The organism is Rhodobacteraceae bacterium LMO-JJ12 (assembly GCA_021555075.1).
Classification (GTDB): Bacteria; Pseudomonadota; Alphaproteobacteria; order Rhodobacterales; family Rhodobacteraceae; genus JAKGBX01.
In genome coordinates this window covers 258,876-273,045 of the sequence record JAKGBX010000003.1, presented here as the reverse complement: position 1 = coordinate 273,045, position 14,170 = coordinate 258,876, and the positions used below count along the sequence as shown (strand labels likewise).

The 14,170-nt window shown below is 54.5% G+C and carries 9 protein-coding genes and 3 pseudogenes; 7 read left to right on the top strand and 5 right to left on the bottom strand.

What is annotated here, in order from left to right:
* Positions 1 to 5: 5 nt before the first annotated feature.
* From LZG00_17580 to LZG00_17570, 3 genes are read left to right on the top strand one after another with little or no spacing between them, the layout of a single operon-like run.
* Positions 6 to 977: an ABC transporter permease gene (locus LZG00_17580; protein MCF3595800.1), complete on the top strand. Its 972-nt coding sequence runs from the start codon at positions 6 to 8 to the stop codon at positions 975 to 977.
* Between the two features lie 10 nt (positions 978 to 987).
* Positions 988 to 1,815 carry an ABC transporter permease gene (locus LZG00_17575; GenBank protein ID MCF3595799.1) on the top strand — a complete coding sequence of 276 codons (828 nt, stop codon included), beginning with the start codon at positions 988 to 990 and terminating at the stop codon, positions 1,813 to 1,815.
* Between the two features lie 4 nt (positions 1,816 to 1,819).
* Positions 1,820 to 3,421, top strand: coding sequence for an ABC transporter ATP-binding protein (locus LZG00_17570; protein ID MCF3595798.1), 1,602 nt, complete (start codon positions 1,820 to 1,822; stop codon positions 3,419 to 3,421).
* Positions 3,422 to 3,750: 329 nt separating this feature from the next.
* On the opposite strand, the gene LZG00_17565 is transcribed toward LZG00_17570, so the two are convergent.
* From LZG00_17565 to LZG00_17550, 4 genes are read right to left on the bottom strand one after another with little or no spacing between them, the layout of a single operon-like run.
* Complete coding sequence (locus LZG00_17565; protein MCF3595797.1) at positions 3,751 to 5,196, bottom strand: amidase; 1,446 nt, start codon at positions 5,194 to 5,196, stop codon at positions 3,751 to 3,753.
* A 30-nt stretch (positions 5,197 to 5,226) separates the two neighbouring features.
* On the bottom strand, positions 5,227 to 6,729 hold the full coding sequence (locus LZG00_17560; protein MCF3595796.1) for an aldehyde dehydrogenase: 1,503 nt from the start codon (positions 6,727 to 6,729) through the stop codon (positions 5,227 to 5,229).
* The gene (locus LZG00_17555) at positions 6,729 to 7,913 is read right to left on the bottom strand and encodes a mandelate racemase/muconate lactonizing enzyme family protein (GenBank protein MCF3595795.1); all 1,185 of its coding nucleotides are present in this window, start codon (positions 7,911 to 7,913) and stop codon (positions 6,729 to 6,731) included. The genes LZG00_17560 and LZG00_17555 overlap by 1 nt, the downstream gene beginning before the upstream one ends.
* 50 nt (positions 7,914 to 7,963) lie before the next feature.
* Complete coding sequence (locus LZG00_17550; GenBank protein ID MCF3595794.1) at positions 7,964 to 9,667, bottom strand: thiamine pyrophosphate-binding protein; 1,704 nt, start codon at positions 9,665 to 9,667, stop codon at positions 7,964 to 7,966.
* Between the two features lie 42 nt (positions 9,668 to 9,709).
* Here LZG00_17550 and LZG00_17545 point away from each other — a divergent pair, with 42 nt between their 5' ends.
* Positions 9,710 to 11,275 (top strand): PLP-dependent aminotransferase family protein, encoded by a 1,566-nt coding sequence (locus LZG00_17545; GenBank protein ID MCF3595793.1) that lies wholly within the window; start codon positions 9,710 to 9,712, stop codon positions 11,273 to 11,275.
* Between the two features lie 432 nt (positions 11,276 to 11,707).
* On the opposite strand, the pseudogene LZG00_17540 reads toward LZG00_17545, so the two are convergent.
* A pseudogene (locus tag LZG00_17540) lies at positions 11,708 to 11,839 on the bottom strand (IS110 family transposase).
* A gap of 154 nt (positions 11,840 to 11,993) precedes the next feature.
* Here LZG00_17540 and LZG00_17535 point away from each other — a divergent pair.
* The 3 genes and pseudogenes from LZG00_17535 (at position 11,994) to LZG00_17525 (ending at position 13,883) form a co-directional block, all read left to right on the top strand.
* Positions 11,994 to 12,311 (top strand): annotated as a pseudogene (locus LZG00_17535) (DUF2924 domain-containing protein).
* Positions 12,308 to 13,503, top strand: a pseudogene (locus tag LZG00_17530) (recombinase family protein). The pseudogenes LZG00_17535 and LZG00_17530 overlap by 4 nt, the downstream one beginning before the upstream one ends.
* Complete coding sequence (locus tag LZG00_17525) at positions 13,500 to 13,883, top strand: hypothetical protein (protein ID MCF3595792.1); 384 nt, start codon at positions 13,500 to 13,502, stop codon at positions 13,881 to 13,883. Before LZG00_17530 ends, LZG00_17525 begins: the two are co-directional and overlap by 4 nt.
* The last annotated feature ends 287 nt before the right edge of the window (positions 13,884 to 14,170 follow it).

The following is a 14,170-nucleotide window of genomic DNA, read 5'->3' as shown; positions in this document are numbered from 1 at the left end:
TCAAGATGCGGTTTGCCTACACGATCTTGGCATGGTTGCCACGAGCACTAATGGTGCTCGTGGCCATCGGGCTGCTCAACTTCACGCTCATCAGAATGGCCCCCGGTGATCCAGCTTCCGTAATAGCTGGCGAAACGGGCGCATCTGATGCGCGCTACATCGAAGATATCCGTAGGTCCTACGGGCTTGATCAGCCAATGTGGAGGCAAGCAGCAACCTATCTAGGAAATCTGGCTACATTCGATCTAGGCAAAAGCCATCGAATGCAGCGCGACGTTGTCGATATCATATTTGAGCGTGTACCTGCCACGCTTTTTCTGACCGCGACAGCACTGACCCTAGCGATTATCGTCGGGACGTTACTAGGAATTCGGGCGGCAACTCGTGTCGGTACTTGGCAGGACACTTTGATAAGCGCCTTCGCCATGCTCTGCTATGCGACGCCGGTGTTCTGGGTCGGGCTGCTGCTTGTGCTGTTGTTTTCCGTTCTGCTAGGCCTGCTCCCACCCTTCGGAATGTCCGGCTTTATCCCCAAAAGTGGGTTTGCAGCGATCCTGGATACGCTTCGCCACCTCATCCTTCCGGTGATAACACTGGCACTTTTCTACTTCGCTGTATACGTCCGACTAGGTCGCGCAGCTACGCTCGAAGTGCTTGGCAAGGATTTCGTACGCAGTGCCCGTGCCAAGGGGCTTTCGGAAAACCAAGTTCTTTACCGTCATGTATTGAGGAATTCCATCGTCCCAGTGGTGACCATGGCCGGACTTCAGACAGGTCAATTGATTGGCGGAGCTGTCATCGTTGAATCAGTATTCGCCTGGCCGGGTATTGGCAGGCTGGCGTTCGATGCTCTCATGCAGCGCGATTACAATCTAATCCTTGGCATTTTCTTTGTCTCATCGATCATGGTGGTACTGGCAAATCTGATAACCGATCTCGTGGTGCGGACTGTGGACCCACGAATTGGTCGAATGTGAGCATAACACAATGACACGAAAATCTCCTTCCCTGCGCATCATCATCGGTGGCGCTTTACTCGGGACGATTGCATTAATTGCTGTGTTCGCACCAATTCTTGCTCCTTTCGACCCGATGTCGATCAGCGGCCCTCCGCTCCTTCCTCCCAGCCAAGGCTTTCTAATGGGAACCGATATGCTTGGCCGTGACGTCTTGTCCGGCATGATCCATGGCGCGCGGGTTTCGCTGGTCGTTGGCTTGGCTTCCGCCTTCTGTTCTGCAGGCATAGGAATTACTATAGGAGCTCTCGCTGGATATTTCGGAGGCACTGTCGACCGGGTCTTGGTGCGCTTTACCGAGTTCTTTCAGGTCATCCCTGGTTTCATGTTTGTGATCCTACTTGTCGCTATCCTGACTCCACACCTGACTAGTATAGTGTTCGCGATCTCAATTGTTATCTGGCCCCCAGTCGCACGGCTCGTCCGGAGCGAATTCATGACCCTGAAGACGCGGGAATTCGTCGAAGCGGCGCGTACTCTCGGCTTGTCGCATTCAAGTGTCATCGTTCGCGAAATTCTACCCAACGCAATGCCGCCTGTCTTGGCCGTAAGTTCCCTTATGGTAGCCACAGCCATTCTTACAGAAGCATCGCTCAGCTTTCTGGGTCTCGCTGACCCGAACATGATTAGTTGGGGCTATATGATAGGAACTGCACGACCGGTGTTTCGCATGGCTTGGTGGTTGAGTGTTTTCCCGGGGCTGCTGCTGTTTTTGACCGTGTTTTCTATCACGCTGCTTTCAGAAGGATTGAGCGACAAATCCAATCCAAATTTGCGCGGCAAAGAACCGGGGCTGTGAAACTATGAGTCTGCTAAGTATCAAGAACCTGAGCATTGCTCTGCCTAAAGGTAGCGATAGATCACTTGCGGTTAATGACGTGAGCATCGATCTCGCCCGCGGGAAGACGCTATGTGTGGTTGGCGAGTCGGGTTCTGGAAAATCACTCACAGCAAGTTCGATCATCGGGCTTCTCCCGTCAAACAGCCTTAAGATCACCAACGGCCACATTCTTTTCGAAGGCATGGACATTCTAGCACTGTCTGAGCGTGAAATGCAGAAACTGCGTGGTGGGAAGATCGGTTTCGTGTTCCAGGATCCTCTGTCGTCGCTCAACCCCTTGGAAAGGATCGGCAAGCAGATCGGAGAGGTATTGCGCCAGCACCGTTGGCCGGGAAACCATCGTGAGCGAGTTCTTGAGATGTTAGCCGCGGTAAAGCTGCCCTCGCCTGAAACAATCGTTAACGCCTATCCTTGGCAGTTGTCTGGCGGACAGCGACAGCGTGTTATGATCGCCACCGCTTTGGTTGCTGATCCAGTGCTTTTGATCGCAGACGAGCCGACAAGCGCCCTAGACGTCACCACACAAGTGCAAATTCTAGGTCTCCTGCGCGATCTGACGAGCCAGCGCGGGATATCACTATTTTTCATTACACATGACTTCGGCGTGGTCGCAGAGATGGCAGACCATGTGGCCGTTCTAAAAGAAGGTAAGTTGATTGAATACGGTACACGCAATGACGTTCTCGGTACGCCGAAGCAGGACTATACCAGAAAGCTTCTAGCTGCCGTTCCGCCGCTCAAGGCTCGAGCTCCGCGGAATGGAAAAGATCTGGTTATGCGAGCAAACGGCCTGTCCAAGTCTTGGGTCACACGCGCAAACCTGCTCCGATCTGGCCGCACAGTTGCAGCCCTAGACAACGTATCTTTCGAAATCAATCATGGAAACACACTCGCCGTAGTCGGTGAATCCGGTTCAGGGAAGTCGACGCTCGCTCGTGTGATTACACGGTTGACCGAAGTCGACGCAGGCCAAGCCGATCTGTCGGGTGTCGTAAACGACTATCTAAAACTACATTCACAAGAGCTGTCACTCATACGACGCAATGTACAACTTATCTTCCAAGACCCATATGCTTCTCTCAATCCCAGACGAAAAATCGGTGCTGCAATTGCACAGGGACCTCTTGCCCAAGGGGAGCCAGCGGACGAAGTCGCGCTTCGCGTAAGAGAATTGCTTCGGCGCGTCCACCTCGATCCTTCTGCGGCAGATCGTTATCCCAACGAGTTTTCAGGAGGTCAGCGCCAGCGGATCGCAATTGCGCGTGCGCTTGCCATGAGGCCGCGATTGTTGATAGCAGACGAAGCGGTATCCGCCCTTGATGTCTCAGTTCAAGCAGAGATACTCACACTTCTGGAAGACATTCAGCGTGATGAAGGTTTGTCTATGATTTTTATCACCCACGATCTGCGTGTTGCTGCAAGGATTGCAGATCAGGTTATGGTGATGCAGTCGGGGAGAGTAGTTGAAAGCGGATCGATGCAAGAAGTCCTGACAACTCCAAAACACCCTTATACAGCTGCGCTGATTGAAGCGGTGCCACATCTTTCAATGACCCAAGTGTAAGCCTAGTTGATACCAGACCCATTCATACTTTTCGACCGACTGTCACCCTTGCAATTGACGGGTCAGCCCAAGAACACGGGTTTTTCACCGGGACATATCCAAACTATTTGGGGTTGGACAGTCAAGCCATAGAAACTTTGGCAAACTGGGTCTCAACAACTGCAAATTAGTGCCGCCCCCAATTTATGGCACAGTTCCAAGACAAGCGTTCAATGCTCAATGCTCAATGCTCAATGCTCAATGCTCAATGCTCAATGCTCAATGCTCAATGCTCAAACAAAGGTTGCCTCAGGAGAATTCACTGTCCATCCAATTCATTTTTTTCAAGCTTAGGAGGCAGCGCTTTCTCCCTCTGAGACATCGCTTAGCCATGACTGTGGGTCCATTTTCTGGAATGCATGTGACACCGCGAGCACCAAATCGTCACGGAACCAAGGCGCAACAAGTTGCATGCCGATCGGGAGGCCAATTCGATCAAAGCCACAAGGTACGCTCGCAGTCGGTTGGCCTGTCATATTGAAGGGGTAAGTAAAAGGCGACCATTCGGTCCAATCTGACATGGCTGAACCGGGGGGGACATCATGCCCGACGGCAAACGCGGTGATCGGCATGGTTGGCGTCAACAGCAGATCGTAATTTTCATGAAACCTACCCATGGCTGCCTTCAAACGACCGACGGTGAGGCGTGCTGCAACATAATCTCGCACTGTCAAAGACGAGGCGGATTCAACAAGGTTAATGAGTCCTGGATCCATCAACGCCTTTTGTGAGTCGCTCAAAGACATAGAATCGACAACGTCGGCGAGCGCGGCAGACCAAAGTGTGCAAAGATCACAATGGGGGATCTCGAAGCCGGGTTTCGCCTCTTCTACTATGCAACCCATTTCTTCAAGTTTGCGTGCCGCACTATCAAGCGCATCCGCCACATCACGGTCTACACCAGCAAATCCCAATGTCCGACTATAACCAATTTTTAGTCCCGTTACGTCCCGGTTCAGCTCTCTCGACCAACTAGGCACGCGGTCCGGACAGTAGGCGAATGCGCTATCAGGCGAATAGCCCGATATGGCTTCCAGAAAAAGCGTTGCATCCATTACGTTGCGAGCAAGCGGGCCACGATGAGCAAGCTCAAAATGAGGTGTAATCGCGGCAAGCGGCACCCAACCATATGTCGGCTTAATGCCAAACACGCCGCAGAACGACGCGGGAATACGAATTGAACCAGCCCCATCTGAGCCTTCATGAAGCACGCCCATATTCAAAGCAGCAGCAACTCCAGCCCCCCCCGATGACCCGCCAGAAGTCCTTGTCGTATTCCACGGGTTCGCGGTGGAACCGATCGCAGGACCATGCGTCACCCCTTTCCAGCCAAACTCTGGCGAGGCCGTCGTTCCAAGTATCGTCACCCCTGCTAGGCGCAATCGCTTAACCGCCTCGGGCTCGGTTCGCGAGGGTTCAAGATCTCCCAACGCTGATCCTTTTCTCGTGCAAATTCCGATCACCGGAGTAAGTTCTTTTATGGTGCTGGGAATGCCATCAATAGGGCTTAATGGCGCCTTTAGGCGCCATCGCTCTTCTGATTGCAAGGCCATCTCCAACGCCATTTCATGAGCAACATGTGAGAATGCGTTGACCGCAGGATTGAACTTCTCGATGCGCGCGAGCGATGCTTTTGCCGCATCAACCGGCGAGGCCTCGCCGCTCTCGAAGAGACCACGCAACTGCGTAGCATCCATTTCACCCAGATCGGTGGGAAAATCGTTGTTCGATGACATTTCCAAAAGTTCCTGACGGTTGTGACAAACCTAGTTTGCCGAGGTGCAGATCCAAATTGTCTTGGTTTGGCAATATTGTTTGAGTGCTTCGGTACCGTTGTCACGCGCCAGAGATCCAGAGCTCTTGAACCCACCGAAAGGTGTCTTAACATCGCCTTCACTAAATCCGTTCACTGATACGGTTCCGCATGGTAGGCGCCGTGCAAAATGCAACGCACGATCGATATCTCGCGTGTACACCGACGCGTGTAACCCAAAATTTGAATCGGCAGCCAACGCCAGAAGATCGTCTGTGTCCTTGTATCCGATCACACCAAGGACTGGCCCGAAAATCTCTTCTCGCGCGACACGCATATCTTGTCCGACATTGTCGAATAGCGCAGGTGTGAGAAAGTAGCCATCCTCGCCCTGCAAGGGCTCCCCTCCCCTTACTAATCGGGCGCCCTCCTCCAGTCCGCTGTCGATATAAGCTAGTATTCGACTTCGATGGTCCTTTGTTACCATCGCGCCGATATCAGTGTCAGTCAGCAACGGATCACCAACCTGGATAGCCTCAATTCGTTCCGCCAAACGAGACACATATTCGTCCTGTAGCCCACGTGGCACGTATTGGCGCATGTTGGCTGAACAATTCTGGCCACCGTTCCATAAAGCGGCCTGAACTGCGTTTTCAATCAAGTCATCAGTGATCTCCGCATCTTCCAGAATAAGGAAAGGACTCTTCCCCCCCATTTCAAGGCCAACTGACTTCAGATTACTCTGGCCGGCATATTGTAGAAAAAGTGCGCCGGTTTCGGTCGATCCTGTAAAGGAAACAACGTCAATGTCCATATGACGCCCAATTGCTTGCCCCGCCGTTTCACCGAACCCCGGGACAACATTCAACACACCGTCCGGCAGCCCAGCCTCGCGAGCCAGTCCCGCAAGACGTAAAGCGGTCAATGGAGTCTGTTCCGCCGGTTCTAGCACAACACTGCAACCGGATGCCAAGGCCGGTGCCAGCTTCCATGCCGCCATAAGCAATGGAAAGTTCCACGGCAACACAAGCCCTACAACTCCAACCGGTTCATCCAAGATGAATGCAAATGCATCCTCACCAGTTGGGGCGACCTTGCCAAAGTTCTTATCGGCAAATTCGCCATACCATTGAAAGAACGTGGCGACCTCATTTCCTATTTCGTTGCGGCAGTCTGTGATAGTCTTTCCCGCATCTAGGCTTTCAAGTATTGCAAGCTCCTCAGCGTGTTCTCGTACCAATTCTGCTAGACGCAGTAGCACGGCCTTGCGCTCTTCAGGAGCGCAACGCGACCATCCGCCACCATCGAACACCCTTCGGGCAGCCCTTACGGCAAGATCAACATCCTCTGCGTCGCAGGACGCAACCGCACCAAGACTACGAGCCGTGGCCGGATTAAGGTTGTCAAATGTCTTACCGGACAATGCAGGACGAAACACTCCACCGATAAATGCCTCCCCCGGTATATCAAGAATGGCGGCTAATGCGTGCGGATCAGTGGTTGGGTTCGTTTCCATCATAGCACTCCTTGGCCGGTTGCGACTGCATAGCGGTCAACGAAGTCATGATTGATAGTGAGGCCAAGGCCCGGGCGGTCAGGTATTTCAATCATCCCATCTTGTACGTCGAAGGACTCCTCGACCAGATCATGAAGCAGCGGGTTGGAACCTAAGGAGTATTCAAGAATCCAGCCAGACGCCGTGGCTGCAGTAACAGCCATTCCCGCCGAAAAAGCCAATGCGCCGGTCCATAAATGCGGTGCCAAACGCAGATTCCAGGTCGAGGCAATGGCGGAGATGCGCATGGCTTCGGTTATGCCACCGCAAATCGCAAGATCAGGCTGTAGGATATCGACGGCCTGCAAGGTAACCAGATCACGAAAATCGAAACGGGTAAATTCGCTTTCGCCGACTGCAATTGGTATCGACGACGATGCTCTGACCTGCGCTAATCCTGCCTTGTCGTCAGCAGAAACGGGTTCCTCGAACCAGAGTAAACCGATATCCTCAACCAAACGGCAAAACCGCTTGGCTTCCGACACGGCGAAGGTGCCGTGCGCATCGCAAGCAATACCTATATCCGGTCCTAGTTCTCGGCGCGCCGCAGCCACCCTGCGTGCGGACGCGTCGGGACTGCCATCAATGACGCCGACCCGCATTTTGACTGCTTTGAAACCACCGCGCTCAACATAGTCAGCAAGTTGCGCACCTATCCCGGCTTCGTCCGCCCAACCACCTGATGCGTAAGCCGACATAGCAATAGCCTTGCGACCACCCAGCAACCGCCAAACTGGCGCATTGAAATGCTTGCCCAACAAGTCCCACAACGCCATATCGATGCCGCTTATCGCCGACACGTTCACACCGCGGCGGCCAAGCATTGGAAAAGCGCGTCCATGTTTCAGCGCATAATGGCCACGCACTCCACTATACATCATCTCCCATAACCTAGAGATATCGCGGGCATCCTCACCAACAAGCATTGGGGCGAAAAGCTCATTAACTGAGGTGACCAATGTGGCATGGTTACCCGCGCTGCCGACGGCCTCTTTCGCCTCTCCCCATCCGACTAAGCCGGAACGCGTCTCGATCCTAACGAGAACGCTGTCGAAAGAACTCGCTTTGCCAAAATCGGAAACATGTTGTTGTTCAAGCGGAATGGGCACATGTAGCCAGCGCGCAGAAATGGATTTGATTTGCATTGGTGGTTTTCCTCCGGCCACAGGCACGAGCAATTTTGATAGAATTTTGGTCAGTCGATCAGTTCGCCTGAAGCGATTCCAGCCCGGTGAATTGTGACGAAGTCCTTGTGGTAATCATGTGGTGCAATCTGAGCATCAATCAGCACCGGAATGCCCCGACTATTGCATTCTCGCGCCTCAGCGAACGCTGCATCCACATCCTCTGGGTTTTCAAGACGAATGCCCCGACACCCCTGTGCCTCGGCGACAGCTGCAAGATCCGTTGCCTGTTCGAATTTGGTACCAACATAGGGTCTATTCGTGAGTGTCTGGTTGTATTGAACCCAGCCGAAACTCTGATTATTGAGTACCACCCATGTGATGCCGCAATGATTTTCAGCGGCGGTCGCTAATTCGACCATAGACATTTGCATAGCACCGTCGCCGACAAAGCAAACCACCTGCTTATCAGGCCGCGCGAGTTTTGCGCCTATTGCTCCGATCGCGCCCATTCCCATAGCCGTCTGTTCGCCCATAGCGACGCAATCGCCTGTATCCAAAACACGATAATACGGCCAGTAATAACACCAAAGGTCTGCGGCACCGTTCTCCTTCATGAGGATCGTGTCTTTGCCGAAAATTCTGTTCACCGCATCCAAAAGTTGCGGGGGACGAATAGGTGTGGAAGTATTGCGAGCATCAACCTGCGCCGCCGCAATCGCATCCTTGTGGGCTGTTTCAATTTTTTCACATCTTTCGGTCTGCTGTTCATAACCCTCAGAAAGAAGCGCAGCCTCGATATCGTTTAGTGCGAGAGCAGCATCTGCAACGAGATTGACATTTGCACGCCAGTTGAGACTCAACGCCTCTGGGTCAAGGTCGATACGTATCTGCTTTGAGGATTTTGGGTGAAACGCCCAGTTATTCGTGCTGAAAGCTTCCAGTCTTGAACCGACAACGATCACGAGATCGCTTTCCTCGCAATAAGACTTGCCCGGTTCAGTAAAGTAGAGCCCGGTTTGCCCGAACGACAATCGCCCGTCTTCAGGGTAAATTCCACGGCCACTGGGTGTGGTCAAAACCGGTGCTCCAATAAGTTCAGCCAATCGGGCAACTTCACCAAAGGCGCGTGCCACGATTGCGCCGCCGCCGCAGATCAGAACCGGCTTTCGCGCCGATCGGATCATTGTGACGGCCGCATCGACAGAAGCTGCATCAGGGCGGCTCCTTTGTCTCGGCACAGATACCTGATAATCCGGCATTGGATTGCTTACCCCGGTAAGATCCGACGGGATCTCGACATAGGTTGCTCCGGGGCGGCCATTTCTTGCGATAGTAAAGGCGCGCTGCATAACCCATGGAGTGCGACTAATTTCTTCAATTCTTTCAGACCATTTGGTAACGGGCTTCATCAGTGCCCTAGTATCGAGTTCCTGAAACGCCCCCATACCGTCATGTTGCTGCACTACACCGTTCGAAAGTGCAACAATTGGAACTGACCCCGAAGTCGCTTCAAGCAGACCAGTTACCAAGTTTGTGATCCCCGGGCCTGGGTTTGAGAAAGCGACGCCAGGCTCGCCAGTTAAGCGACCCCATGCGTAGGCACAGGCTATCGCCGACTTCTCATCTCGTACCAGCACGAAACGTATATCCGAATGCTCAACGAGATCGTAAACGAAATGCTTAGGATTACCCGGAAGGCCGAAGACATACCGAACGCCCTCCGCTTTGAGTGCTTCTACAACGGCGCGCCAAGGGCCAATCGGTTCATTCATTACATGCTCCATACTGAATGCAGTTACCGGGAACGAGGTGGATTGGTTGGACTCTTTGCTGAAATTGATTTACACACAAGTTCCAGTTTTTCAAAATTTGATAGGTACAGTTTGGCAAACCCTACGATAGAAAACTTGCGCGACGGCGGTGACCCGACCGGAGGCAATCCGATTTATCAACAGATTTATACCCAATTGCGTGAAGCAATCATGTCAGGACTGATGCCAGCGGGTGCCAAGCTTCCTTCAATCCGTGTGTTGTCAGCGCAACGCGGAATTGCCCGCAATACCGTGGTGCAGGCCTATGAGCAGTTGCTCGCCGAGGGGTGCGTGGAATCGCGCCCAGGTTCTGGTCACTATGTAGCTGATCTTTCACCAGAGTTCTTGCGCTCTCGCCCTGTGCCTTCCGAAATCAACCTTAGCACCAAGAGCCCCTTACCCTCGGTCTTGCACGACTTTAGTTTCGTCCATCCTGGTTTTCGAACTGCAATGCCCATGCGCCCGTTTCGACCAAATATGCCGGCAATCGAGAGCGAGCATCTTCGCAGCTGGATTCGGATTTATACCAAAGTGTTACGAAATGCCCGGCGTAAACCAGGTAGCCACGGCTTGTTTGGAGAAAGCGATGCACAGGGCGAATCTATACTTCGTGAGGCAATTGCCGAACATGTCTCTTACTCGCGCGGCGTAAGCTGCTCTTCCGATCAAGTCATCATCACATCGGGCGCCCAGCACGGAATGAATCTGTTGTTGCGCGTTCTAGGGCGACCTGGTGACCACGCCCTTATCGAAGACCCCTGCTTTTTGGGCGCGTTGGCAGTGCTGAAAAGTTCGGGGGTCGAACCGATTCCCGTACCCGTCGACCGCGAAGGCATGGACCTCTCACGTGCGATGGAATTGGCACCTGATGCTCGCCTTGCGCTTGTATGTCCATCACATCAGCATCCATTGGGCTATATCATGTCGGCTAAACGACGCTTAGCCCTGATCAAATGGGCGCAAAAGGCCCAAGCTTGGATTATAGAAGACGACTACGACAGTGAATACCGATATTCAGGTCAACCTATCCCATCATTGCAAGGATTGGATGGCGGCAATCGTGTCATCTACGTCGGAACTTTTAGTAAGGTGTTATTTCCAGCCTTAAGGATCGGATTCATTATCGCGCCAGAACCATTAATTGCGCCACTGGTAGGAGCGCGCGCAGTTTCGGGCCGACACGGAAGTGCCATCGATCAGGAGGTGCTAGCTCAGTTTATTCGCGAAGGGCATCTGGGGCGTCATATTCGCAAGATGCGACGTCTCTATCGCGAACGGCTCGAAGCCCTTCAGCAAAATTGCAAGACATATCTAGGTGGGTTTCTTACGCTTGATTCCGTTGTTTCAGGGCTTCAAGTGGTGGGTTGGTTACCCAGACATGTCAACGATTTAGAATTCAGTCAAGCTGCGGCGCAGCTTGGCATCACACTACCCAATCTATCGCGTTACTGTATTAGCGCTTCCCTGCCGCCCGCCGTCTTATTCGGTTTTGGTGCGTTCTCGGAAAAGGAGACAATCGCCTCTTTCCAAAAGCTTGCCAAGCTCGCAGACACGCTGCGGTCGCCCTAAATGGAGGGAAGTGGTCCTGCTTTTTCAACCAATTTTCCGCCTGTCTAAGCTATAGCATCAGTTTCATTTCAAGTGGCGGCATTCAGATATTGGATCTGGATATCATAGCCCACCAGCCGGTGCTGTCATGTGTGGACGCCCCTGTTTTGCAAGGATTGATTTGAGCTGACGGTGATCGTTCCAGGTTGCGGTCATGTGTCCGGCCTTTGTGCGCGGTGCATGTAACCGCTGGCCCTCCCTCTCAGCGATGCAAGCATCGCCTGCCGGGCAATGGATGAAGTCCGCACATTGGGTCCCAATCAGACGGACAAGCTTGTGAGCCCAGACAGCACCACGGGGTGTCCCAACTGCGGTCCCTTTCGATCATCATCACTCACTTCTGCCCTTGCGTTCGTTCACGGCGACACCAGACTCCGCTTGTATCTCCTGTATTCAGATGGCCGGGGTGGCCTTGAAGCTTACTCCCTTCGCGAGCAGTGCCCATGCGGTACGGGCGGTCTTGTTGGCGATTGCCACGGTAACGACCCGAGTCGGCTTGCGCTCCAAGAGAGATCGGACCCAAGCGCCCGTTCGGCTGTCGGTGGTTGGCGTCTGGCGTGTGACAGAAGTGACCGCATTGGGAAATGGCTTACGCCCTCACCGCGCCATCACCCCAACCACTCGTCAAGTTCGGCGAATGGATTTGGCCCGGCGTCCCTGGATCCGGCCACACGGGTGACTGGCCTACCGCATCCAGGAGCTGACCTATGGCGGTCTGAAGCCGGGAACAGTGAAGCGGCTGGAAACCCTCGGAGAACAACTCGACGGCGGCGACCGCAAGAAAAGTCGCATCCGCGCTGACCTGATGCCAATTGCGGGCACACAACTGATCCGCAAATGGCAGGGCGTCGAACATCTCGTCACCGTCACATCTGACGGCTTCGACTGGCAGGGCCGACCTTACAAATCGCTATCCGCCATCGCGCGCGCGATCATCGGGACGCGCTGGAACGGTTGGGTGTTCTTTGGCCTGAAAAATCATCGGAGGGACGCATGAGCAAACCCATCGTCAGAAAACTACGCTGTGCCGTTTACACCCGCAAATCCTCCGAGGAAGGTCTTGAGCAAGAGTTCAACAGCCTCCACGCCCAGCGAGAGGGCTGGGTGCTGGTTCGCGATCAGTATGACGACGGTGGTATCTCCGGCGGCACGCTGGAACGACCCGGCCTGAAAAGGCTGCTCGCGGACGTCGAGGACGGCTTGGTGGGCCTGGTCATTGTCTACAAGATCGACCGCCTGTCGCGCTCGCTGATGGATTTTTCCAAGCTGGTTGAAGTGTTCGATCGAACCGGCGTGACCTTCGTATCCGTCACACAGTCCTTCAACACCACCACCTCCATGGGGCGGTTGACGCTGAACATCCTGCTCAGCTTTGCCCAGTTTGAGCGCGAGCTGACCGGCGAGCGGATCAGGGACAAGATTGCCGCCTCACGCCGGAAGGGCATGTGGATGGGCGGCGTCCCGCCACTGGGCTACGAGGTGAAGGACTGCAAGCTGATCATCACGGAGGCCGATGCCGCCAATGTCCGCTGGATATTCGACCGGTTCCTCGAAATTGGCTCGGGAACTGCCAGCGCGGGGCGTCCAGACTAGCCGAGGCAACCGGATCGATAAGAAATACCTGTATCGCCTGCTAAATAGCCGCGCTTACATTGGCGAGGCGGTCCACAAGGGCAACAGCTATCCTGGCGAACACGACGCAATTATCGACCGCGCGATCTGGGACAAGGTCCACGCCATCCTGAGCAAAAGCCCCCGCAAGCGCGCTGCGCGCACCCGCGCCGAGACGCCCGCGAAAGGGCGGCAAGCTTTACCTCTATTATATCAGCTAGTCGGTGCTGAAGCATGGTGCCGGATCATGCCCGGTTGGCCGGGTTCCAGCGGGCGAAATTGAGACCGCCGTCATCGATCAACTCCGCGCCGTGTTCCGCCAGCCCGAGATAGTGGCCGGGACATGGAAGGCGGCACGCGCGCAGGACAGCGAGATCACCGCGGCCGACGCCCGTGACGCCCTGACCCGCCTCGATCCGCTGTGGGACGAGCTGTTCCCGGCCGAACAGGCCCGCATTGCGACACTGCTGGTCGAGCGGATCGATATCGGCACCGATGGCCTCAACCTTCGCCTCCGCATCGACGGACTGACCGGGCTAGCGCAAGAAATGATGGCTGACCTCGGAACGGCGGCGTGACCCGCGCGAAGCCAGTGCCGGAAATGGTGACAGTGCACATCCCGTTTCGCCTCGTTAAGCGCGGCGGGCGGAAGGAGATGCAACTGCCGGACGGAACATCAAGTCACCGAAAGATGGACAACACGTTGGTCAAGGCGCTGGCGCGGGCGTTTCGCTGGAAACGGATGTTGGAGTCGGGGGAGTTCACGACCATCGCCGAGCTCGCAGAACGCGAGGGCATCGCACCGTCCTACATGACGCGGGTGCTGCGGCTGACGCTACTTGCGCCCGACGTCGTCGAGGCAATCCTGGCCAAGCAGCACAGTTTGGAAGTGATGCTTGCGCAGATTCTGGAGCCGTTCCCACTAAGTTGGACGCATCAGAGAGAGTTGTTCGACTAGCGCTACCGGCCCTTCACTTACCTTACGCATTCTCGGTCGTGCTGCGGTGCGGCCCATCATTCCGGACCTTCTCTGCAACCCCAAAATCAATTGATGGGCGAACTCACACAACGCGGGTTTTGCTGACCTGTGCGGGTGCCGCTATTGCTCACGCAGCACGTCTTCGCATCTGCAGCAGGCTTTCTTGCTGCAACGCAGCTGTTGTCGCCAAACCGGCCATTGGACATCGCTACTGGACGCCGAACTCATACTGTTCTTTCGTTGTGTTCTGGTCAAACCGGAGTGGA